This window comes from Agrobacterium sp. SOY23 (assembly GCF_027212525.1).
Lineage (GTDB): Bacteria > Pseudomonadota > Alphaproteobacteria > Rhizobiales > Rhizobiaceae > Agrobacterium > Agrobacterium tumefaciens_I.
In genome coordinates, this window is sequence record NZ_JAPWDT010000001.1 from 419,190 (window position 1) to 440,006 (window position 20,817).

Annotated in this window: 16 protein-coding genes; 8 read left to right on the top strand and 8 right to left on the bottom strand. The window is 59.5% G+C overall.

Annotated elements, in window-relative coordinates; genetic code table 11:
• The first annotated feature begins 85 nt into the window (after positions 1-85).
• A complete protein-coding gene (metH, locus tag O3S81_RS02025; RefSeq protein WP_269340591.1) occupies positions 86-3,859 on the top strand; it encodes a methionine synthase in 3,774 nt (1,257 codons plus the stop codon).
• A gap of 243 nt (positions 3,860-4,102) precedes the next feature.
• On the opposite strand, the gene O3S81_RS02030 is transcribed toward metH, so the two are convergent.
• Both O3S81_RS02030 and O3S81_RS02035 read right to left on the bottom strand, forming a co-directional pair.
• Positions 4,103-5,434 carry an MFS transporter gene (locus O3S81_RS02030; RefSeq protein ID WP_269340592.1) on the bottom strand — a complete coding sequence of 444 codons (1,332 nt, stop codon included), beginning with the start codon at positions 5,432-5,434 and terminating at the stop codon, positions 4,103-4,105.
• A gap of 78 nt (positions 5,435-5,512) precedes the next feature.
• Positions 5,513-6,292, bottom strand: a complete 780-nt coding sequence (locus tag O3S81_RS02035; RefSeq protein ID WP_269340594.1) for an AAA family ATPase — start codon at positions 6,290-6,292, stop codon at positions 5,513-5,515.
• Positions 6,293-6,632: 340 nt separating this feature from the next.
• On the opposite strand from O3S81_RS02035, the gene O3S81_RS02040 reads away from it, so the two are divergent.
• Positions 6,633-7,274: a hypothetical protein gene (locus O3S81_RS02040; protein WP_269340595.1), complete on the top strand. Its 642-nt coding sequence runs from the start codon at positions 6,633-6,635 to the stop codon at positions 7,272-7,274.
• Between the two features lie 28 nt (positions 7,275-7,302).
• Here O3S81_RS02040 and O3S81_RS02045 read toward each other — a convergent pair whose 3' ends face one another.
• The 6 genes from O3S81_RS02045 to O3S81_RS02070 all read right to left on the bottom strand — a co-directional run bounded on the left by O3S81_RS02045 (position 7,303) and on the right by O3S81_RS02070 (position 13,657).
• Positions 7,303-8,346 carry a zinc-dependent alcohol dehydrogenase family protein gene (locus O3S81_RS02045; protein ID WP_269341383.1) on the bottom strand — a complete coding sequence of 348 codons (1,044 nt, stop codon included), beginning with the start codon at positions 8,344-8,346 and terminating at the stop codon, positions 7,303-7,305.
• 96 nt (positions 8,347-8,442) lie between these two features.
• Positions 8,443-9,501 carry an ABC transporter ATP-binding protein gene (locus O3S81_RS02050; protein ID WP_269340597.1) on the bottom strand — a complete coding sequence of 353 codons (1,059 nt, stop codon included), beginning with the start codon at positions 9,499-9,501 and terminating at the stop codon, positions 8,443-8,445.
• A 13-nt stretch (positions 9,502-9,514) separates the two neighbouring features.
• On the bottom strand, positions 9,515-10,297 hold the full coding sequence (locus O3S81_RS02055) for an ABC transporter permease (RefSeq protein ID WP_269340599.1): 783 nt from the start codon (positions 10,295-10,297) through the stop codon (positions 9,515-9,517).
• The gene (locus O3S81_RS02060; RefSeq protein ID WP_269340601.1) at positions 10,294-11,178 is read right to left on the bottom strand and encodes an ABC transporter permease; all 885 of its coding nucleotides are present in this window, start codon (positions 11,176-11,178) and stop codon (positions 10,294-10,296) included. The genes O3S81_RS02055 and O3S81_RS02060 overlap by 4 nt, the downstream gene beginning before the upstream one ends.
• Positions 11,179-11,381: 203 nt before the next feature.
• Positions 11,382-12,488: an ABC transporter substrate-binding protein gene (locus O3S81_RS02065; RefSeq protein ID WP_269340603.1), complete on the bottom strand. Its 1,107-nt coding sequence runs from the start codon at positions 12,486-12,488 to the stop codon at positions 11,382-11,384.
• 290 nt (positions 12,489-12,778) lie between these two features.
• Positions 12,779-13,657, bottom strand: a complete 879-nt coding sequence (locus O3S81_RS02070; RefSeq protein WP_269340604.1) for a MurR/RpiR family transcriptional regulator — start codon at positions 13,655-13,657, stop codon at positions 12,779-12,781.
• A gap of 178 nt (positions 13,658-13,835) precedes the next feature.
• Here O3S81_RS02070 and O3S81_RS02075 point away from each other — a divergent pair, with 178 nt between their 5' ends.
• The 6 genes from O3S81_RS02075 (at position 13,836) to O3S81_RS02100 (ending at position 20,714) form a co-directional block, all read left to right on the top strand.
• Positions 13,836-14,609, top strand: a complete 774-nt coding sequence (locus tag O3S81_RS02075) for an N-formylglutamate amidohydrolase (RefSeq protein WP_269340606.1) — start codon at positions 13,836-13,838, stop codon at positions 14,607-14,609.
• A 214-nt stretch (positions 14,610-14,823) separates the two neighbouring features.
• Entirely contained in the window at positions 14,824-16,338 is a 1,515-nt protein-coding gene (locus O3S81_RS02080) for an amino acid permease (RefSeq protein WP_269340608.1), read from the top strand.
• 66 nt (positions 16,339-16,404) lie between these two features.
• The gene (locus O3S81_RS02085) at positions 16,405-17,772 is read left to right on the top strand and encodes a glutamine synthetase family protein (protein ID WP_269340610.1); all 1,368 of its coding nucleotides are present in this window, start codon (positions 16,405-16,407) and stop codon (positions 17,770-17,772) included.
• A gap of 18 nt (positions 17,773-17,790) precedes the next feature.
• On the top strand, positions 17,791-19,179 hold the full coding sequence (locus O3S81_RS02090) for an aldehyde dehydrogenase family protein (RefSeq protein ID WP_269340612.1): 1,389 nt from the start codon (positions 17,791-17,793) through the stop codon (positions 19,177-19,179).
• Positions 19,176-20,321 carry an iron-containing alcohol dehydrogenase gene (locus O3S81_RS02095; RefSeq protein WP_269340613.1) on the top strand — a complete coding sequence of 382 codons (1,146 nt, stop codon included), beginning with the start codon at positions 19,176-19,178 and terminating at the stop codon, positions 20,319-20,321. Before O3S81_RS02090 ends, O3S81_RS02095 begins: the two co-directional genes overlap by 4 nt.
• An 18-nt stretch (positions 20,322-20,339) precedes the next feature.
• On the top strand, positions 20,340-20,714 hold the full coding sequence (locus O3S81_RS02100) for a hypothetical protein (RefSeq protein ID WP_269340614.1): 375 nt from the start codon (positions 20,340-20,342) through the stop codon (positions 20,712-20,714).
• Positions 20,715-20,817 lie beyond the last annotated feature (103 nt).

The following is a 20,817-nucleotide window of genomic DNA, read 5'->3' on the forward strand; positions in this document are numbered from 1 at the left end:
GTCCCTTGAAGATATATTGACATAAACATATCTTTATGTGACTTGACTGCTTGCGATCTTGCAAATCGAAATGAGGAGTATGCCCGTGTTTGACGATCTGTTTGGCCCCGAAGGGGCAAAGCGCGACGGCGCGGAAATTTTCAAGGCGTTGCGCGAAGCCGCCAGCGAACGCATCCTCATTCTCGACGGTGCCATGGGCACGCAGATTCAGGGTCTCGGTTTTGACGAGGATCATTTCCGCGGCGACCGTTTCATCGGCTGTGCCTGTCACCAGAAGGGCAACAACGACCTTCTGATCCTCACCCAGCCGGATGCCATCGAAGAGATCCACTATCGCTATGCCATGGCGGGCGCGGATATTCTCGAAACCAACACGTTTTCGTCCACACGCATCGCGCAGGCCGATTACGAGATGGAAAATGCCGTCTACGATCTCAACCGCGAAGGCGCGGCAATCGTCCGCCGCGCTGCCCAGCGTGCCGAGCGGGAAGATGGCCGCCGCCGTTTCGTGGCCGGCGCCATCGGCCCGACCAACCGCACAGCCTCGATTTCACCTGACGTCAACAATCCCGGTTACCGCGCCGTCAGTTTCGACGATCTGCGCATTGCCTATGGCGAGCAGATCGACGGGTTGATCGACGGCGGTGCCGATATCATCCTCATCGAGACGATCTTCGATACGCTGAACGCCAAGGCGGCGATCTTCGCCTGCGAGGAACGTTTCGAGGCCAAGGGCATTCGCCTGCCGGTCATGATTTCAGGCACGATCACCGACCTTTCCGGTCGCACGCTCTCCGGCCAGACGCCGTCTGCGTTCTGGAATTCGGTGCGCCACGCCAACCCCTTCACCATCGGCCTCAACTGCGCGCTGGGTGCGGATGCCATGCGTCCGCATCTGCAGGAACTGTCGGATGTGGCCGATACATTCGTCTGCGCCTATCCGAATGCCGGCCTGCCGAACGAATTCGGCCAATATGACGAAACGCCCGAGATGATGGCACGTCAGGTGGAAGGTTTCGTGCGTGACGGTCTCGTCAACATCGTCGGCGGCTGCTGCGGTTCGACGCCGGAGCACATCCGGGCGATTGCCGAAGCGGTCAAGGACTACAAGCCGCGCCCGATCCCTGAACACAAGCCCTTCATGTCGCTTTCGGGTCTTGAGCCCTTTGTGCTGACCAAGGATATTCCCTTCGTTAATGTCGGCGAGCGCACCAACGTCACCGGCTCTGCCCGCTTCCGCAAGCTCATCACCGCCGGCGATTATACGGCGGCGCTGGCGGTTGCCCGCGATCAGGTGGAAAACGGCGCGCAGATCATCGACATCAACATGGATGAAGGCCTGATCGATTCCGAAAAGGCGATGGTGGAGTTCCTGAACCTCATCGCCGCCGAGCCGGATATCGCCCGCGTACCTGTGATGATCGACTCGTCGAAATTCGAGATCATCGAGGCCGGCCTGAAATGCGTTCAGGGCAAGTCGATCGTCAATTCCATTTCGCTGAAGGAAGGCGAGGAGAAGTTTCTCCAGCAGGCGCGGCTCGTCCACAATTACGGTGCGGCGGTTGTCGTCATGGCCTTTGACGAAGTCGGGCAGGCGGATACCTATCAGCGCAAGGTGGAAATCTGCGCGCGTGCCTACAGGCTGCTGACTGAAAAGGCCGGCCTGTCGCCGGAAGACATCATCTTCGACCCCAACGTGTTTGCGGTGGCCACGGGCATCGAGGAGCACAATAATTACGGCGTGGACTTCATCGAGGCCACCAAAACCATCCGCGAAACCATGCCGCTCACGCATATTTCCGGCGGTGTTTCCAACCTGTCCTTCTCCTTCCGCGGCAATGAGCCGGTGCGTGAGGCGATGCATGCCGTGTTCCTTTACCACGCCATTCAGGTGGGCATGGATATGGGCATCGTTAATGCCGGTCAGCTTGCGGTTTACGATAATATCGATGCGGAACTGCGCGAGGCCTGCGAAGATGTGGTGCTGAACCGCCGCGACGACGCGACCGAACGGCTGCTGGAGGTCGCGGAGCGCTTCCGTGGCACCGGCGCCAAGGATACCAAGGTGCAGGATCTCTCCTGGCGTGAACTTCCGGTCGAGAAGCGGCTGGAACATGCGCTGGTCAACGGCATCACCGAATATATCGAGGCCGATACGGAAGAGGCGCGCCAGAAGGCGGAGCGTCCGCTGCATGTCATTGAAGGGCCGCTGATGGCCGGCATGAACGTGGTGGGTGATCTGTTCGGTTCCGGCAAGATGTTCCTGCCGCAGGTGGTGAAATCCGCCCGCGTGATGAAGCAGGCCGTTGCCGTGCTGCTGCCTTACATGGAAGAAGAAAAGCGCCAGAATGGCGGGGCCGAGCGTAGTGCCGCCGGCAAGGTGCTGATGGCGACCGTGAAGGGCGATGTGCACGATATCGGCAAGAACATTGTCGGTGTCGTTCTCGCCTGCAACAATTACGAGATCATCGATCTCGGCGTCATGGTACCGACGACGAAAATCCTCGAAACGGCGATTGCGGAGAAGGTGGATGTGATCGGCCTCTCTGGCCTCATCACCCCGTCGCTGGACGAAATGGTGCATGTGGCGGCTGAGATGGAGCGGCAGGGTTTCGACATTCCGCTTCTGATCGGCGGCGCGACGACAAGCCGAGTGCATACGGCTGTAAAAATCCATCCGCGTTATGAGCAGGGGCAGGCGATCTATGTCACCGACGCCTCGCGCGCGGTCGGCGTCGTTTCCGCGCTTCTCTCCGAAGAGCAGAAACCTGCTTACATCGATGGCATCCGCGCCGAATATGCCAAGGTGGCCGAAGCCCATGCCCGCAACGAGCGTGAAAAGCAGCGCCTGCCGCTTTCCCGCGCCCGGGAGAATGCGCACAAGATTGACTGGACCGCTTACAGCGCCGTCAAGCCGCAATTCTTCGGCACCAGGGTGTTCGAGACCTACGATCTGGAAGAGCTTTCCCGTTACATCGACTGGACGCCATTCTTCCAGACCTGGGAATTGAAGGGTCGTTTCCCGGCCATCCTCGAGGACGAAAAGCAGGGTGAAGCGGCACGGCAGCTTTATGCCGATGCGCAGGCCATGCTGAAGAAGATTATAGAGGAAAAGTGGTTCCGGCCGCGGGCGGTGATCGGCTTCTGGCCGGCCAATGCCGTTGGTGACGATATCCGTCTGTTCACCGATGAAGGCCGCAGGGAAGAGCTGGCAACCTTCTTCACGCTGCGCCAGCAGCTTTCCAAGCGCGATGGCCGTCCGAACGTGGCGTTGTCCGACTTCGTTGCGCCCGTCGATAGCGGCGTTGCCGATTATGTCGGCGGCTTCGTGGTAACGGCGGGTATCGAGGAAGTGGCGATTGCCGAGCGTTTCGGGCGGGCCAATGACGATTATTCGTCCATCCTCGTCAAGGCGCTGGCCGACCGTTTTGCCGAAGCCTTTGCCGAGTGCATGCATGAGCGGGTTCGCAAGGAGTTCTGGGGTTATGCGCCGGATGAGGCTCTTGGCGGTGACGATCTGATAGGCGAAGCCTATGCCGGTATCCGCCCCGCGCCCGGCTATCCGGCCCAGCCGGATCATACCGAAAAGAAGACACTGTTTGCTCTGCTGGACGCCACCAATGCGGCGGGTGTGGAACTGACGGAAAGTTATGCCATGTGGCCCGGCTCTTCCGTCTCCGGCCTCTATATCGGCCATCCGGAGAGCTATTATTTCGGCGTGGCCAAGGTGGAGCGCGACCAGGTTCTCGATTATGCGCGCCGCAAGGATATGCCGGTGGAAGAGGTGGAGCGCTGGCTCGGGCCGGTGCTGAACTATGTGCCGACCAATGGCGAGGAGAAAATCGACAGCGCGGCGTGATGTTTCACGCGGCGCCGTTTAGACAAGATTGCGCCGAGAGCCGGCGCTCGGCATGCACCCGAAGCTCTCACGGCTCTCATCCGTCATGCTCGGGCTTGTCCCGAGCATCTGCAAAGTATCGATTTTGTTCGACGTGATTGGATCCTCGGCACAAGGCCGAGGATGACGCGGAGCGTAAGGTAGAGGTTGTCACTAAGCCAAAGCGCGGGCGGGTCCCGCGCTTTTTTGTGTTCAGGGTTTGACTTACGACCTTAGCGCCGCCAGTTCCTCGATGCCGACATGGCTCTCGACCTCGCTGCCGCGCAGATAGAGGTAAAGGCCAATGCAGAAGGCAAGCACGGCGATGAAGACCAGATACCAGGCATGGGCCATGGGATTGACGGCGAGCGCGGTCGTCACGCCGATCGGCGTCAGCCCGCCGAAGACGGCATAAGAGACGTTGTAGGCGAAGGAGAGGCCGGAGAAGCGTACCGATGCCGGGAAGGCCCGCACCATGACATAGGGCACCGCACCTGCCATGCCGACCGAAAGGCCCATCACGCCATAAAGCACGAACATGGTCTGAAGCGAGGTGCCGGCATAGCTGTAGAAGGCGAAGGTGGCGATGCCGAAGAAGATGCTGGCGCCCATGAAGAAGATGCCGGAGCCCACCCGGTCGATCAATGCGCCGGCGATGATGACGCCGAAGATCAGGAACAGCGTGCCGAAGCTGGTGCCAGCGAGTGCCTGCGTCGGGGTATAACCATAGAGCTTCTGCAGGAAGGTGGCCGTCATCAGCGTGGTGACGACGATGGCCGCTGACAGAACCCAGGTCAGCAGGGCGGAGATGATGACGCCGCGCATATGGTGCTTCAGCACGAGGCCGAGCGGCAGCTTGTCCGTGAGCGACTTCGACTTCTTCATTTCCATGAAGATCGGCGTCTCTTCCAGCCAGCGGCGCAGATAAACGGCGATCAGGCCGAAAATGCCGCCGAGCAGGAAGGGAATGCGCCAGGCGTAACCGGCAACATCTTCCGGCGAAAAGAGCGAGTTGATGGCAAAGGCGATGAGCGAGCCCAGCATGATGCCGAAGGAAAGGCCGGATGTGAGGAAACCGCAGGCGAGGCCAACGCGGCGGAAGGGCACATGTTCGGCAACGAAGGTCCAGGCGCCCGGCACTTCACCGCCGATGGCGGCACCCTGCAGCATGCGCAGGATGATGAGCAGGATGGGGGCCGCCACGCCGATGCTGGCATAGGTCGGCATCAGCGCCATGCCGAGGGTGGAGAGCGCCATCAGGAGAATGGAGAAGGCGAAGACGCGCTTGCGGCCATACCGGTCGCCATAATGGGCCAGCACGATGCCGCCGAGCGGTCGGACCAGATAACCGGCGGCGAAAATGCCGAAGGTCTGGATCATCACCAGCCAGTCCGGCATTTCCGGCGGAAAGAACAGATGGCCGATGACGCTGGCGAAAAATACGAAAATGATGAAGTCGTAAAATTCGAGCGCGCCGCCCAGGGCCGAAAGTCCGAGCGTTCTGAAATCCTGGCTGTTGAGGGGACGAGCTGCCGCCGGTGTGGTGGTGGGAGACATAAGCCTGCTTCTTTTCTAAATTACGTATTACTTATGGGCATGCGGCAAGCGCGGCGGGATTTCAAGCCATATCGGTGCTCAATCGTTGAGGTATTTCGACGGACGGTCGAGAAAGCGCCGCAGGAAGGTGATGTTTTCCAGCTCGTCATAGAGGCGTTCGGTGATGCCATCCTCATCGAAATAATAAATCGTCGCCTCAGGAATGGCCAAAAGCACGGGTGAGTGGGTGGCGATGATCAATTGCCCGCCGCTATCGGCCGCCTGTCGGATGATTGCCGCCAGTTCCAGCTGCTTTTGCGGCGAGAGCGGGCTTTCCGGTTCGTCGAGAAAATAGAGGCCGGCGCCGTGCAGCCGCCGGTGCATGATATCGAGAAAACCTTCGCCATGCGACCGCCGGTCGAGGCTGTTGTTCCTGACGATCCCGCGAAATGTATCGGGGGTTTCTTCCGGAAAATCCTCGCCTTTTTTCAGGGCCTTTTCCCGCTCCCAGCGAAAATCGTCCAGCGCATCCTCATTCTGCCGGCGGATATAACCAAGCACGTCTTCCGCACGCAGGAACATGCGGATCTTCGGATATTTCTTGCGGGCGAAATAGAAGGCCTTCGCCACGGTTTCGGCATGCTGGAGATAGAGGTCACCTTTAACCTCGCCATGATTGCCGATGGCATAGGCCGTCATTCCCGCCGCCAGCCCTTCCAGCAGCGTCGATTTGCCGGAACCGTTATTGCCGGCGAAAAAGGTGATCGGCGTCTTGAATTCGAGGCGTTCCAGATGGCGCATGGCCGGCACGGAAAAGGGATATTCCTCCTCTGTTCCTTCCGGTTTTTCCTTCATGGCTACGCTGTCGAGAAACAGCATGTCGCAGTCCTTGCCTATCCATCCTGTCCGGAGGTGTTGCGCCTCGGCCTGTCGTTGAGGCCGTGCGCTGAGGTGAGTGAGTGTGCCCCCGGAGATTAACGCGTCGTGTGGCCCGCGCCAATGGCATGAACCCTTGTCATTGCTGACTTTGCCGCAATGAACGCTTCAGTTTTTTATTGTATAATTATATTATAAATAATGTTATCTCTAGTTATATCTCATTACTTACTTATACAACTTTATATATTGTGTAGTTAAAAGAATATATCGAATGTAAACTTGAAATTAATTTTGCAATGTCAATTGTAATTCATTTCAAATTTCTATTTTTGGTGGATGGATGAATTACATTGCGCTGTTTTCGGCTGCGATTTTGTTTTTCGCAATATGCGCGAGCGAGGCGGAGGCGAGGAAGTTTCGGCTATTTTCCATTTCCGGACTGGACGGCGGCGAGACAATCGATCCCGTCTATAATCTGCCAAACACGGCAACTTTCCTTCGGGAAGGAAAAACGTTTGATCTTGGCTATCTGAACAGCGGCGATGGCGGCGGTTATGTTCTCTATCACGGCGACCGCTATGCCAGGCTCAGTGAGGCGGATATTGCGAGGCTGAAGGTAACGCTCGGTTTTGATCCAACGACCAAGCACCGCACGGAGCAGGCAGGCCGTGACAAGCAGAACAGCGGTTGGAGTTTGGCGATCCTGGTCGCCGTGCTGGCGCTCGGCTCTTTTGTCTTCATCCATAAGGGGCTGCAGATCCTCCGTTGGCTCGGGCGAACCTTGACGACGCCGGCTGCTGTCAAAGCCGGCTCGGGGGACGTGGTTTCCGATCCATTGGCCGTCCGCAAGAAGCAATTGGTGAAACGCGAGCGGAGCGAGACTCAGTCGGATCATGCTGCGCGCAGCCCGGCGCCGGCGGCCGTGCAGGTCTCTCCCCGCACAGCCGGCCCGGCCCGGTCTTTCGGGCGCAGGAGCGGCTGAGCCGAAGTGGAATGGCCGCGACCGGCGCTTATTCGAACCGGTCGATGATGCTGATGCCGCTTTCCTTGAAACTGTCCATGGCGGGCAGGGCGGCTGCGGCCTCGGTCAGGGAGATATGGCGGCCGATCAGCTTTTCGGGCGCAAGCCTGCCGCTTTCGATCATGGCCAGCATGTCCTCATAACGCCATGCCTGCATGCCGTGGCTGCCGTAAATCTCCAGTTCATGGGCGATCACCCGGGCCATGGGAATGGCCGGCATGGCGTGGTCTGCCAGCATCAGCCCCACCTGCACATGGCGTCCGCGACGGCGCAGGTTGCTGATGGAATTGCAGCAGGTCTGCGGATGGCCAAGCGCATCGACCGACACATGGGCGCCGCCGCCGGTGACGTCTCGCACCGCTTCGGCAACATCGGCAACCGAGCGACTGTTGATGGTGGCAGTTGCACCGAGCTGCCGGGCAAGTTCCAGCTTGTCTTCGGCGATATCGATGGCGACGACCTGTGCACCGAGGCCCGCGCCGATCATGATTGCGGAGAGGCCGACACCACCACAGCCGTGCACCGCCAGCCATTCGCCACCCTTCAGGCGCCCCTGATCCGTCACGGCCCGGAAGGAGGTGGCGAAACGGCAGCCGAGACCGGCGGCGGTGGCGTAACTCATCGATTCCGGCAGGTGCACGAGGTTCTGATCGGCATAGTCGATGGCGACATATTCGGCGAAGGAACCCCAATGGGTGAAGCCGGGCTGGAACTGCGCCTCGCAGACCTGCTGGTTGCCGGAGCGGCATTCATGGCAATGGCCGCAGCCGGAGACGAAAGGCACGGTAACGCGATCACCGGTCCTGAAGCGGGTGACATTCTTGCCAACTGCGGCGATGACGCCGGCGAATTCGTGGCCGGGAACGTGGGGCAGGCGAATATCCGGGTCATGTCCCATCCAGCCGTGCCAGTCGCTGCGGCAGAGGCCGGTCGCTTTCACCGCGATGACCACGCCGCCATCGGTCGGTTCCGGATCGGGCAGGGATGCGACAATCGGGGTCTCGCCGAATCGTTCGTAATAAAGCGCGCGCATCATGGCCTCACATCATTGGTCCGCAGGTTCAAATCTGAACCTGCTCTAGAGCATTCCAGCAAAAGTGCGAAGCCGTTTTACCTCAGGAGAAGCGCTTCAGTCCTTGATGAGCATCAGGTCGCCGGCTGCGAATTTCAGTGTCACCTGCTCACCGACGGCGGGCGGCGCGGTGCCGGGGTCGTTGAACATGTCGAAGGACAGCGTCGAACCACCGAGATTGAGGCGCGTGCGGATGACCGAACCGAGGAACTGGCTGGAGGTGACGAGGCCGGAAATGGCAACATCGCCTTTTGCGTCGCTGCCGAGGGAACCTGCTTCCGGGCGAAGCGCCAGCGTGATTTTTTCGCCATTCGCCGCATCGACCGGCTTTGGCAGGGTGATCTGCTGGTCGCCGACACGGATGGTGCTGGATGAGGAATCCACGACGGTAGCGTCGATGAGGTTCAGCGTGCCGACGAAGGAGGCGACGAAGCGGGTGGCGGGCTTGTTGTAGATATCGAAGGGCGAACCGATCTGGTCGGCACGGCCGCCATTCATCACGACGATACGGTCGGAAATCGACAGGGCCTCTTCCTGGTCGTGGGTCACGAAAATCGTGGTGATGCCGAGTTTCTGCTGAATCTGGCGAATTTCCTCACGCAGCGAGACGCGGATCTTGGCGTCGAGCGCGGAGAGCGGTTCGTCCAGCAGGAGCACTTCCGGCTTCGGGGCCAATGCGCGGGCGAGCGCCACGCGCTGCTGCTGGCCGCCCGACATCTGATAGGGATAACGGTCGGCCAGATGTTCCAGATGGATGAGCTGGAGCATTTCCTTCACGCGGGCGTCGATCTCGGCTTTTGGCTTGCCGGCGACCTTCAGACCGAAGGCGACGTTCTCATAGACATTCATGTTCGGGAACAGCGCATAGGCCTGGAACACCATGCCGATATTGCGCTGGTTGGGCCGCAGCGCCGTCTGGTCCTTGCCGTTGATGACGATCGACCCGCCGGTCGGGATTTCGAAGCCGGCGATCATGCGCAGCACGGTGGTTTTGCCGCAGCCCGATGGCCCGAGAAAGGAGACGAATTCGCCCTTTTCAATGGCCATGTTGAAATCATGCACGACCTGCACGGAGCCGAAGGATTTCTTGATGTTGCTAAGTGTCAAAAAGCTCATGAAAATCTTGTCCTCAGGCCTTGGGAGGCGCGCCCTTCTGATAGCGGGAAACGAGTTGGATCAGACCGAGGCAACCCCAGGTGATGCCGAAGGAGATCACGGCAAGCGCTGCCGGTTCATAGGCGCGGTTGGCGCCAAGCAGCTGCATATAGGGGCCAAAGGCCGGGCGGTTCAAAAGGGCCGCCATGGTGAATTCACCGATGACGATGGCGAAGGTCAAAAATGCGCCCGAGAGCACGGCGACCAGTACATTGGGCAGGATGATGCGCGACAGGATGGTCGTCCATCCCGCGCCAAGGCTCTGCGCCGCTTCCGTCAGCGTCGAGACGTCGATGGTTCTAAGACCGGTGTCGACGGCGCGGTACATGTAGGGCAGGGCAAGCGTGGCATAACCGAACATCAGAAGCAGATTGGTGCCGAAGGTCGTGCCGGTCAGCGGCAGCCAGCTCGAGGTGTTGTAAAGCCTGATATAACCGAACACGATGACGATGGCGGGAATGACCAGCGGCAGGAGCGTGATGAATTCGATATAGGGGCGCAGGCCCGGCAGTTTCAGACGCACCCAATAGGCGGTGGGCACGACAAGCAGAACACCGAAGACGATGGTGAAGAGCGCCATCACCACCGAATAGCTGAAGGTTTCCTGAAAGCGCGGATCGGTCAGCACCCTTGCATAGGCGTCGAAGGAATATTCGCCGCGCCGCATCTTCAGTGAGAAGTTGGTCATGCCGATCAGCGGCAGGGCGAAATAAAGCAGGCCGAAAATCAGCGCGCCCCAGGCGAAGAAACGCTTCATTTCAGCCACCTTTCGCTGCGGGCGCGCAGCCAGATGTAAAGTGCATTGGCGATGCCGGTGACGACGATCATGCCGAAGGCGAGCGCGTAACCGAGATGCGGATTGCCGAGAACGTCGCCGCGAATCTGTGCGAAGAGCAGGATCGGGACGATGTTGAGCGAGGAGCCGGTGAGCGCGATTGCGGTGGCCACTGCACCGAAGGCATTGGCAAACAGGAGTGACATGGTGCCGAGCAGCGATGGCAGCAGGATGGGGAAGGCCACCATGCGCCAATATTGAAACCCGGTCGCGCCTAGAATTTCCGCCGCTTCGCGCCATTCGCGCTTCAGCCCGTCCAGCGCAGGCGTGATGATGAGGATCATCAGCGGTATCTGGAAGAACAGATAGGTGACGGTGAGGCCCCAGAAGGAGAGGATGTTGAAGCCGAGAAGCCGAAGATCGATGCCGACCTGCGTTTTCAAGAACACGGTGAGCAGGCCGACCGGGCCGAGCGTGGCGATGAAGGCGAAGGCGAGCGGCACGCCGGCAAATTGCGAGGCGACACCGGAAAAGGTGAGAAGCGGGCCGCGGATACGCTGCGGCAGGCCACCCAGCACGACGGCTGCGGCCACGGCAAACCCGATCAGGCAACCCAGCGCCGCGGAGGCGAGGCTGATCTTGATCGATATCCAGTAGGCGGCAAGGATCGACGAGGTGAAAAGCCCGGCAATGTTGTCCAGCGTGAAGCTGCCATCCGTCTGCTGAAACGCGCCGATGACGATCTTCATCGTCGGCAGGATCAGGAACAGCATAACAAAGACGGCAAAAGGTACGACGCCTATCCAGTGCAGCGGCAATCTTCTGCCCGCGTCGGATGGTCCGCCGGTGTTGGTTGATGACATGCCTTGTCCCCAAACGCCGTTTTCAAAACGGTCTGTCTATAAAGGTCTTTCTCGAGCACATCCGGTTAAAACGGAAATGTTGGACGCGCTCTCGATTTTGGTCTTGCGCATTTTCCGGACGTAAAACCGCTGCGCACTTTTACTGGAAATGCTTTTAAAGAAGCACCCCGGCTTTTGATCGGCCGGGGTGCGTTTTCAACAGTTTACTTCACGTTTGCGCCGACGACGCTGTCCCAGCCGCCGGTGACGGCAGCCTTGTTGGCATCAACTTCCTCGAGTGTCGGGAAGATCGCCTTTTCATAGGCTGCTGCCGGCGGCAGGCTGTCGATCAGCGCCTGCGGAACCTTGCCGGCCTTGACCATGGCGTTGAAGCGGATCGGGTGGCAATAGCCCTTCAGCCAGCCGAGCTGACCGTCGTCGGAGTAGAGGTGTTCCATCCACAGCTTCGCGGCGTTCGGATGCGGCGCGTAGGCGGAAATGCCCTGAACGTAAACGCCGGCGAGAACGCCCTTCTCAGGAACGACGACTTCGGTCGGCGGGTTGTCGTTCAGCGTCTTCTTCCAGGAAAGGGCGTTATAGTCCCAGGCGACGATGATCGGGGTTGCGCCCTGTGCCAGCGTGCCGGCCTTGCCGATGACCGGCAGGAAGTTGCCCGCCTTGTTGAGGTCGGCAAAGTACTTCAGGCCAGCTTCGCCGGCTTCCTTGCCGGACTTTGCGCCGGTGGAAAGACCGGCGGCGAGAACGCCGAGGATCGCCTGATTGGAGGCGCGCGGATCGCCGGCGAGCGCTACCTGACCGGAATATTCCGGCTTCAGCAGGTCGGCCCAGTCCTTCGGCGTGTTCTTGACGAGGTCCTTGTTCACGAACATCGACATGACGCCGTAATAGTCGCCATACCAGTAGCCGTCGGCATCCTTGACGTTGTCAGGGATTTCGGCCCAGGTGGAGACCTTGTAGGGCTGCAGCAGGCCTTCGGCCTTCATCTGCGGGCCGAAGGCGAGACCGACGTCAACGACGTCAGGAGCCTGCGGGCCCTTGTTGTCCTTGTTCGCCTTGATGGCTTCGACTTCATCGGCAGAGCCGGCGTCCGGGTTCAGTTCGTTGACGGTGATTTCCGGGTACTTCGCCTTGAAAGCGGCGATGACGTCGCCGTAACCACACCAGTCGTGCGGCAGCGCGACGGTGGTCAGCATGCCTTCCTTCTTGGCGGCAGCGATCAGTTCGGCGCTCGGTTCAGCGGCGGCAATCGCGGTGGAGGCGATGACCAGTGCGGTGGTCGTAGCAAGCAGTCGGCGGCAGTGAGAGATCACTTTTTTCTCCTCTTCGTGTTCTCATATTGCGGACGCTGATACGGAGTCTCGATGAAGCTAATGTGACGGTTGGATTGCAATTTATTTATCCGGATTCCGCCACTTTACACTCGTTTTCCGCCATCATCAGGCTTTTGGGCCTGCAATTGCGGGAGATTCCCCTCGTTATCCGATTGTCCAGATATGTTCCCCAGCTTGGTCTATTATCCTGTTTTATCGTGCTGGTAGCGACTACAGGTATCCAATCAGCGTGTTGCATCCGCGTCAAGTAAGTTGCCGGCTAGATAGTTTCATGTTCTCTCCGGCCGGCGGAACAGCCGTGTCTGTTCGAACAGGCCTTCGAGCGCGTTCATGCGCTCCTTGGTTTCATCCCAGGTGCCGTTCTGCACCGCTTCGATCAGGGCTTCGACCACGAACAGGGTGACGACGGAGGAATCCCACGCCGAGGGAGCCTCGATCCGGACACGGAAGGTGTGCAGCGCATGGCGCGCCACCGGCGATGTCCATTGATCGGTGAAGAGGATGATCTGCACGCCGTTGGCCTTCGCCACTTCGGCCAGCGTCGTCATATCGTGCTCGTAACGGCGGATGTCGAAAATGACCAGCACGTCACCGGCGCTCATGTTCAGCATATATTGCGGCCAGGCGCTGGAATTGGATGACATCAGCGTCGTTTTCGGCCGGATTACCTGCATGTGGGTGAAGAAATATTCGGCAATCGCGCCGGTGATGCGCCCACCGACGAAATAGATGCTGCGCTTGCGGTCCGAAAGCAGCGCTGCGGCATTATCGAAGACGGCGGTGTCGAGATCGCTCAGCGTATCGCGCAGATTGCCGGTGATGGCGTCGGCGAAGCGGTTGAGAATGTGCAGGCCGGGGGCATTGGTCGCCCAGCGGTCATGTTTGGCAACCGGGCCTGATATTGTTGCTTCCAGTTCCTGATGCAGATGGGCCTGGAATTCCGGATAACCCTTGTAGCCGAGCTTCTGCACCATGCGCGCCACCGTCGGCGTCGAAACGCCGGCGTTTTCGGCAATGGTGGTGATGCTGCCGAGACCGGAGACGGGGTAGTTGCCGAGCAGGCTCTCCGCCAGCCGTTTTTCCGAACGGGTCAGCGCATCGTAATGGGCATGAATGACATCCGACACGGTCGCGGTCGTGCTGCGCAAATCTTTCCCCTTCCGGTCTTTCTGCCGGTGCATGGCTAAAATAAACATCTGTGCCAGCTATCGAGTCAATGGGGAAAATGAAGAGAAAATTTCAAAATTCCATTTGACACTCGCCATAATGTGAAGAATTCTTTTCGCTATTACAGGGGATGGCGGGTTTTCCGGGCGGGGTGCGTGCATGACGGTGCGTTCGCGGTTTTTCACAGAAGCGGAAGGGCAGGCCGTTGGCGTCGAAAACGCCATGGCGAAGGGCGACGTCCTTCTCGTCTGTGAACACGCTTCCGCGACCATCCCGCAAAAATATGGCACACTCGGCCTTTCACCGGACGTGCTTTCGAGCCATGCCGCCTGGGATCCCGGTGCTCTCGCCGTCGCCCGGCTGCTTTCGCAGAGCCTTGATGCCACGCTCGTTCACCAGCGGTTTTCGCGGCTCGTCTATGATTGCAACCGCCCGCCGGAATCGCCTTCCGCCATGCCGGTGAAGAGCGAGATTTACGATATTCCCGGCAATTTCGATCTCGGCGAAGCGGAACGTTTCGCCCGCACCTCAGCGCTTTACGTGCCGTTCCATGATCGGGTGAGCGAGATTATAGCGGAACGGCAGGCCGCCGGCCGCAATGTGGTGGTGGTGACCATCCACAGTTTCACGCCGGTCTATCACGGCCGGTTTCGCGAGGTTGAGGTCGGCATCCTGCATGATAGCGACAGCCGCCTGGCCGATGCGATGCTTTCGGGCGCCGAAGGGTCCTCGCTGAAGGTCAGGCGCAACGAGCCCTATGGCCCGGAAGACGGCGTGACGCATACGCTCCGGCTGCATGCGCTGCCGGACGGTCTTTTGAACGTCATGATCGAAATCCGCAACGATCTCATCGCCAATGAAGGAGAACAGGCGGCCATTGCCGGTTTTCTCCACGAGCTTATGGGGAAGGCGCTCTCATCGATTGAAGAGTGAGGGAGCAAGGGCTGGCCGATGGTGAAAGCACCGGGGCTGGCCGTCAAAAGGAGACTGCCGTCATTCAACAAAGCCGGAAAGGCGCGAAGCGGCAAGGGAACAGCAAAGTGCGTGCGGCAGAGCGCGGGAAGCACCCGCGTAACGCTGAAAACTGGGGCACAATCGGCCAATAATGGCTGACTGGCTTGTTTTTTTCTTATCAGGAGAGAAGGGCATGGACAGTTCATCGTCAGGCGTCAGCTATAAGAAGGCTGATGCATCCTATTTCGAAAAACGCGGACTATCCCGTTATGCGGGCGTGTGGTCCTTGTGGTCGCTCGGCGTCGGCGCGGTCATTTCCGGGCATTTTTCCGGCTGGAATTTCGGCTTTTCCACCGGCGGCTGGGGCGGCATGCTGGTGGCGGGCATCATCATCGCCATCATGTATCTCGGGCTGACATTCTCGATCGCGGAAATGAGCCCGGCCTTGCCGCATACCGGTGCGGCCTATTCCTTCGCCCGCACGGCCATGGGGCCATGGGGCGGCTTCATCACCGGGCTTTGCGAGAATGTGGAATATGTGCTGACGCCGGCGGTCGTCGTCACCTTCATCACGGCCTATGTGAACTCCATTCTCGGCCTCGATCCGGCCTATTCACCCTTCGTGTGGATAGCCTTCTATGCGATCTTTCTGGCGCTCAACGTCTTCGGGCTTGAGCTTTCTTTCAAAGTCACGCTGGTTATCACGCTGATTTCGCTTACCGTTCTGGTATTCTTCTGGATCAGCGCCATTCCGAATATCGATTTTTCGCGTTTCGCGCTCAATATCGGTGTCGGGCCGGACGGCAAGGCGGTGGAGTTGCCGGAGGGCGGCGGTTCCTTCTTCCCCTTCGGTTTTTCAGGCGTTCTTGCCACGCTGCCTTTCGCGGTCTGGCTGTTCCTCGCCATCGAGCAGCTGCCGCTGGCGGCGGAGGAATCGGTTGACCCGAAACGCGACATGCCGAAGGGCATCATCCTCGGCATGGTCACGCTGATGGTTTCGGCCTTCATGATCGTGCTGCTCAACCCGTCGCTTCCGGGCGTTGGCGCCTTCCATCTCAGCTCCTCGCTGGAGCCGCTGCTGGATGGCTTCAAGGCGATCTACGGCGATGGCGGCGTGGTGGTGCTCGGCCTCGTGGCGCTCACCGGCCTGATCGCCAGCTTCCATACGATCCTTTATGCCCAGGGTCGGCAGATCTATTCGCTGTCGCGTGCGGGTTATTTCCCGACCGTGCTGTCGATCACCCACTCGAAATATCGCACACCCTATGTGGCCAATATCACCGGCGCGATCGTCGGTCTTGCGGTCATGCTCGTCATCTGGTTCGCGCTGGGTGCGGAACAGGGCGGCAGCATCATCGGTAGCGTGCTTTTGAACATGGCCGTGTTCGGTGCGATGTTCTCCTACATCATGCAGGCGATTTCCTTCATCCTGCTTCGAAAGAACCTGCCGCATATCGAGCGGCCGTTCCGCTCGCCCTTCGGCATTCCGGGCGCGGTGCTGACGATCATCATCGCCATCGTCACGCTGCTTTACCAGATCCAGGATCCGAACTTCACCAAGGGCGTGCTCTGGGTCGCCGTTTGGTTCGCCGTGGCGATCGCCTATTTCGCCTTTGTTGGACGCCATCGCCTCATCCTGTCGCCAGAAGAGGAATTCGCGATGGAGCACAAACAGGCCGCCATGGCCGCGGCGGCCGCAAAGGCCTGATGCACAAACAAACGGGCGGCCGTCTGCCGGCCGCCCGCTCGCCACAATAAAAGGGAACGGACAAAAATGACGAGCTACACATTCGACGCGCTTAAAATGGATGTCGCCGAGGGGCGCATCGACACGGTTCTGGCCTGCCTTGTCGACATGCAGGGGCGTCTGATGGGCAAACGGTTCCAGGCCGAGTTCTTCGTTGAAAGCGCCTTTGAGGAAACCCATAGCTGCAATTACGTGCTTGCCACCGACATGGAGATGGAAACCGTTCCCGGTTACAAATCCTCGAGCTGGGAAAAGGGTTATGGCGACTATGTGCTGAAACCCGACCTCTCGACGCTGCGGCGCGTGCCCTGGCTGGAAGGCACGGCGCTGGTGCTGTGCGACGTGCTCGATCACCACACCCATGAAGAAGTGCCGCATTCGCCACGGGCGCTTTTGAAAAAGCAGGTTGCGCGGCTGGAGGCCATGGGGCTCAAGGCCTATATGGCGACGGAGCTGGAGTTCTTCCTGTTCGACCAGACCTTCGATGCGGCGCGCGCCAGCGGCTACAAGGGGCTGAACCTCGCCAGCGGTTATAATGAGGATTACCACATCTTCCAGACCACGAAGGAAGAGGATGTCATGCGGGCGCTGCGCAAGGGCCTGCAGGGTGCCGGCATTCCGGTCGAGAATTCCAAGGGCGAGGCGTCTCCCGGCCAGGCGGAAATCAACGTGCGTTATGCCGATGCGCTGACCATGGCCGATCGGCACGCCATCATCAAGAACGCCACCAAGGAGATCGCCTGGTCGAAGGGCAAGGCGGTGACGTTCCTTGCCAAGTGGAACTATAATGCCGCCGGCAGTTCCTCGCATATTCACCAGTCGCTGTGGACCGCCGATGGCAAGACGCCGGCCTTCCTCGACAAGGACGCCAAGCACGGCATGTCGGAGCTGATGCGGCATTATGTTGCCGGGCTTCTCGCCCATGCCAGCGGGATCACCTATTTCCTTGCGCCCTACATCAATTCCTACAAACGCTTCATGGCCGGCACGTTTGCGCCCACCAAGGCGATCTGGAGCCTCGACAACCGCACAGCGGGATATCGCCTCTGCGGTGAGGGCACGAAAGGTATTCGCATCGAGTGCCGTGTCGGCGGATCCGATCTCAATCCCTATCTCGCCATGGCGGCTCTTCTTGCGGCGGGCATTGACGGCATCGAAAATAAACTTGAACTTGAGCCCGCTTTTGTCGGCGATGCCTATGGCGGCAAGGACGTGCGCGAGATACCCAAGACCTTGCGTGATGCCACTGCGTTTCTGGATGGATCGACAATGCTGCGCAACGCCTTTGGCGATGATGTGATCGATCATTACGTCCACGCCGGACGGTGGGAACAGGAAGAATACGACCGCCGCGTGACCGACTGGGAAGTGGCGCGCGGTTTCGAACGAGCCTAATCATTACGGGAAAACATCATGACCATGATCCAGAATATCTCGCCCATCGACGGCTCGGTTTACGCCGAGCGGGAGGCGATGTCGCTGGAGGCGGCACGGGCCGCCGTTTCAAAGGCGCGCAAGGCGCAAAAGGACTGGGCGCGGCGTCCGCTTGAGGACCGTGTTCAGCTGGTTCTGAAGGGTGTGGCCCGCCTCAACGAAATGGTAGCGGACGTTGTGCCGGAACTGGCGCATATGATGGGCCGTCCGGTGCGTTACGGCGGCGAGTTCAAGGGCTTCAACGAGCGCTCCAACTATGTTGCCTCCATCGCCGCCGATGCGCTGGCGCCGCTCGTCATCGAGGAAAGCGGCAATTTCGAACGCCGCATCGAGCGTGAAGCGCATGGTGTGGTCTTCGTCATCGCGCCGTGGAACTATCCTTACATGACGGCGATCAACACCGTCGCGCCCGCCTTGATGGCCGGCAATACGGTCGTCATCAAACATGCGGCGCAGACGCTGCTGGTGGGCGAGCGCATGGTGCGGGCTTTCGTCGAGGCCGGCGTGCCTGACGATGTCTTCATCAATGTCTTCCTCGACCATGGCACGACCTCGGCGCTGATTTCCGAAGGCCTGTTCAATTTCGTCAATTTCACCGGTTCGGTGGAAGGTGGCCGGGCCATCGAGCGCGCCGCTGCCGGCACCTTCACCGGTCTCGGGCTCGAGCTTGGCGGCAAGGATCCCGGTTATGTGATGGAAGATGCCGATCTCGACGCCGCTGTCGATACGCTGATGGATGGCGCGACCTATAATTCCGGGCAATGCTGCTGCGGTATCGAGCGTATCTACGTCAACGAAAACCTCTATGACGCCTTTGTCGAGAAGTCCGTGGCATGGGTATCCAATTACAAGCTCGGCAATCCGCTGGAACAGGAAACGACGCTCGGGCCAATGGCCAACAAGCGCTTCGCCAAGGTGGTTCGCGCGCAGATTGCCGATGCCGTCGCCAAGGGCGCCAGGGCGCTGGTCGATCCGAAGCTGTTTCCCGCCGATGACGGCGAGAGCGCTTATGTTGCGCCGCAGGTCCTCGTCAATGTCGATCATTCCATGGAGTTCATGACCGAAGAAACCTTCGGCCCGGCCCTTGGCATCATGAAAGTGAAGAATGACGATGAAGCCATCGCGCTGATGAATGACAGCAAATACGGCCTTACCGCTTCGCTCTGGACGCAGGATGCGGCGCGCGCTGGGCGCATTGGCCGTGAGATCGAAACCGGCACCGTGTTCATGAACCGCGCGGATTATCTCGATCCTGCGCTTTGCTGGACCGGCGTCAAGGAAACCGGCCGTGGCGGCTCGCTCTCCGTCCTCGGTTTCCAGAACCTGACCCGTCCGAAATCCTACCATCTGAAGAAAGTCACGAAATGAATATCGTCGCCAACTGGAGCTATCCCACCGCCGTCAAGCTTGGCCGTGGCCGGATCAAGGAACTGGCGGAAGCCTGCAAGACGCTCGGCATAAAAAAGCCGCTTCTCGTCACGGATCGCGGCCTTGCCAATATGGCGATCACCGCGCATGCGCTCGATGTGCTGGAAGAGGCGGGTCTTGGCCGGGCGATCTTCGCCGAGGTTGATCCGAACCCGAACGAAATCAACATGGAAGCCGGCGTGAAGGTCTATCGCGATGGCGGTCACGACGGTGTCGTGGCCTTCGGCGGCGGCTCGGGCCTCGATCTCGGCAAGACCATCGCCTTCATGGCCGGGCAGACGCGCCCGGTCTGGGATTTCGAGGATATCGGTGACTGGTGGACCCGTGCGGACGCTTCCAAAATCGCGCCCATCGTCGCCGTTCCGACGACGGCAGGTACCGGTTCGGAAGTCGGCCGCGCCAGCGTCATCACCAATTCCAAGACGCATGTGAAGAAGATCATCTTCCATCCGAAATTGCTGCCCGGCGTCGTCATCTGCGATCCGGAACTGACGGTCGGCATGCCGAAGGTCATCACGGCCGGCACCGGCATGGATGCCTTTGCCCATTGCCTCGAAGCCTATTCGTCGCCGTTCTTCCATCCGATGAGCGCCGGCGTGGCGCTGGAGGGGCTGCGGCTCGTCAAGGAATTCCTGCCGCGCGCCTATAAGGACGGCACGGATATCGAAGCCCGCACCAACATGATGGCGGCGGCGGCCATGGGGGCAGTTGCTTTCCAGAAGGGTCTCGGCGCGATTCACTCGCTCTCGCACCCGATCGGCGCGGTTTACAACACCCATCACGGCATGACCAATGCCGTCGTGATGCCGGCGGTGCTGCGCTTCAACCGTCCCGCCATCGAAGACAAGATCGCCCGCGCGGCCGCCTATCTCGGCATTTCCGGCGGGTTCGATGGCTTTTATGACTATGTGCTGGAGCTTCGCAAGGAACTCGGTGTGCCGGAAAACCTGACCGCCATGGGCATCAAGCCGGACCGGATCGACGAGCTGGCAGCGGAAGCGATCAAGGATCCGAGCTGCGGTGGCAATCCGGTGCCGATGACGCTGGAGAATACCAGGAAGTTGTTTGAGGACTGCTTTTAAAGGGCAATTAGAGTGACCATGAGATTTTCAGTTTTTTCGCCATTGCTCGCCGTGGCTCTGCTGAGTTTGCCTGTCGCGGCGCAGGCTGCTTCCTTTAAGGAGCTTTCTGGCCAAGGTTACAAAGTCGGCGCTTTGTCGAGCAATAAGGCAGGAATCCGGGGCTGGAACCTGTCTAAAGGCTCCGACCGCTATTTCTGCGATATGCGCGCGACCATGGCGTATTCCGGAAAGAATGGCATGGTGTCCTTCACCAGCGCCGGGCGCATGATCACGCTCGATCGCGCTACCGTTGAGAAAAGGCTGGGCGGTTCTCTGGATTTGCCGAGATACGAGGATCTCAAGGCTGGTCGCCCGCGTGCGGATGACGTGGGCTCCTGCCGAAAGCTCACATAGTCCAAAAGATGGCAGAAGCCCGCGATACCGATCGCGGGCTTTTTGTTGCGCCGCATAACCGTTCTTAGTCTTTTCTTAACCATGTTCGTTAAGGTTATGGAAA

Excerpts from the sequence above, each read along its gene's own strand:
- O3S81_RS02030 (WP_269340592.1), bottom strand. The coding sequence starts at position 5,434 with ATGTCTCCCACCACCACACCGGCGGCAGCTCGTCCCCTCAACAGCCAG.
- O3S81_RS02035 (WP_269340594.1), bottom strand. The coding sequence starts at position 6,292 with ATGCTGTTTCTCGACAGCGTAGCCATGAAGGAAAAACCGGAAGGAACA.
- O3S81_RS02040 (WP_269340595.1), top strand. The coding sequence starts at position 6,633 with ATGAATTACATTGCGCTGTTTTCGGCTGCGATTTTGTTTTTCGCAATA.
- O3S81_RS02045 (WP_269341383.1), bottom strand. The coding sequence starts at position 8,346 with ATGCGCGCGCTTTATTACGAACGATTCGGCGAGACCCCGATTGTCGCA.
- O3S81_RS02050 (WP_269340597.1), bottom strand. The coding sequence starts at position 9,501 with ATGAGCTTTTTGACACTTAGCAACATCAAGAAATCCTTCGGCTCCGTG.
- O3S81_RS02055 (WP_269340599.1), bottom strand. The coding sequence starts at position 10,297 with ATGAAGCGTTTCTTCGCCTGGGGCGCGCTGATTTTCGGCCTGCTTTAT.
- O3S81_RS02060 (WP_269340601.1), bottom strand. The coding sequence starts at position 11,178 with ATGTCATCAACCAACACCGGCGGACCATCCGACGCGGGCAGAAGATTG.
- O3S81_RS02075 (WP_269340606.1), top strand. The coding sequence starts at position 13,836 with ATGACGGTGCGTTCGCGGTTTTTCACAGAAGCGGAAGGGCAGGCCGTT.
- O3S81_RS02080 (WP_269340608.1), top strand. The coding sequence starts at position 14,824 with ATGGACAGTTCATCGTCAGGCGTCAGCTATAAGAAGGCTGATGCATCC.
- O3S81_RS02085 (WP_269340610.1), top strand. The coding sequence starts at position 16,405 with ATGACGAGCTACACATTCGACGCGCTTAAAATGGATGTCGCCGAGGGG.
- O3S81_RS02090 (WP_269340612.1), top strand. The coding sequence starts at position 17,791 with ATGACCATGATCCAGAATATCTCGCCCATCGACGGCTCGGTTTACGCC.
- O3S81_RS02095 (WP_269340613.1), top strand. The coding sequence starts at position 19,176 with ATGAATATCGTCGCCAACTGGAGCTATCCCACCGCCGTCAAGCTTGGC.
- O3S81_RS02100 (WP_269340614.1), top strand. The coding sequence starts at position 20,340 with ATGAGATTTTCAGTTTTTTCGCCATTGCTCGCCGTGGCTCTGCTGAGT.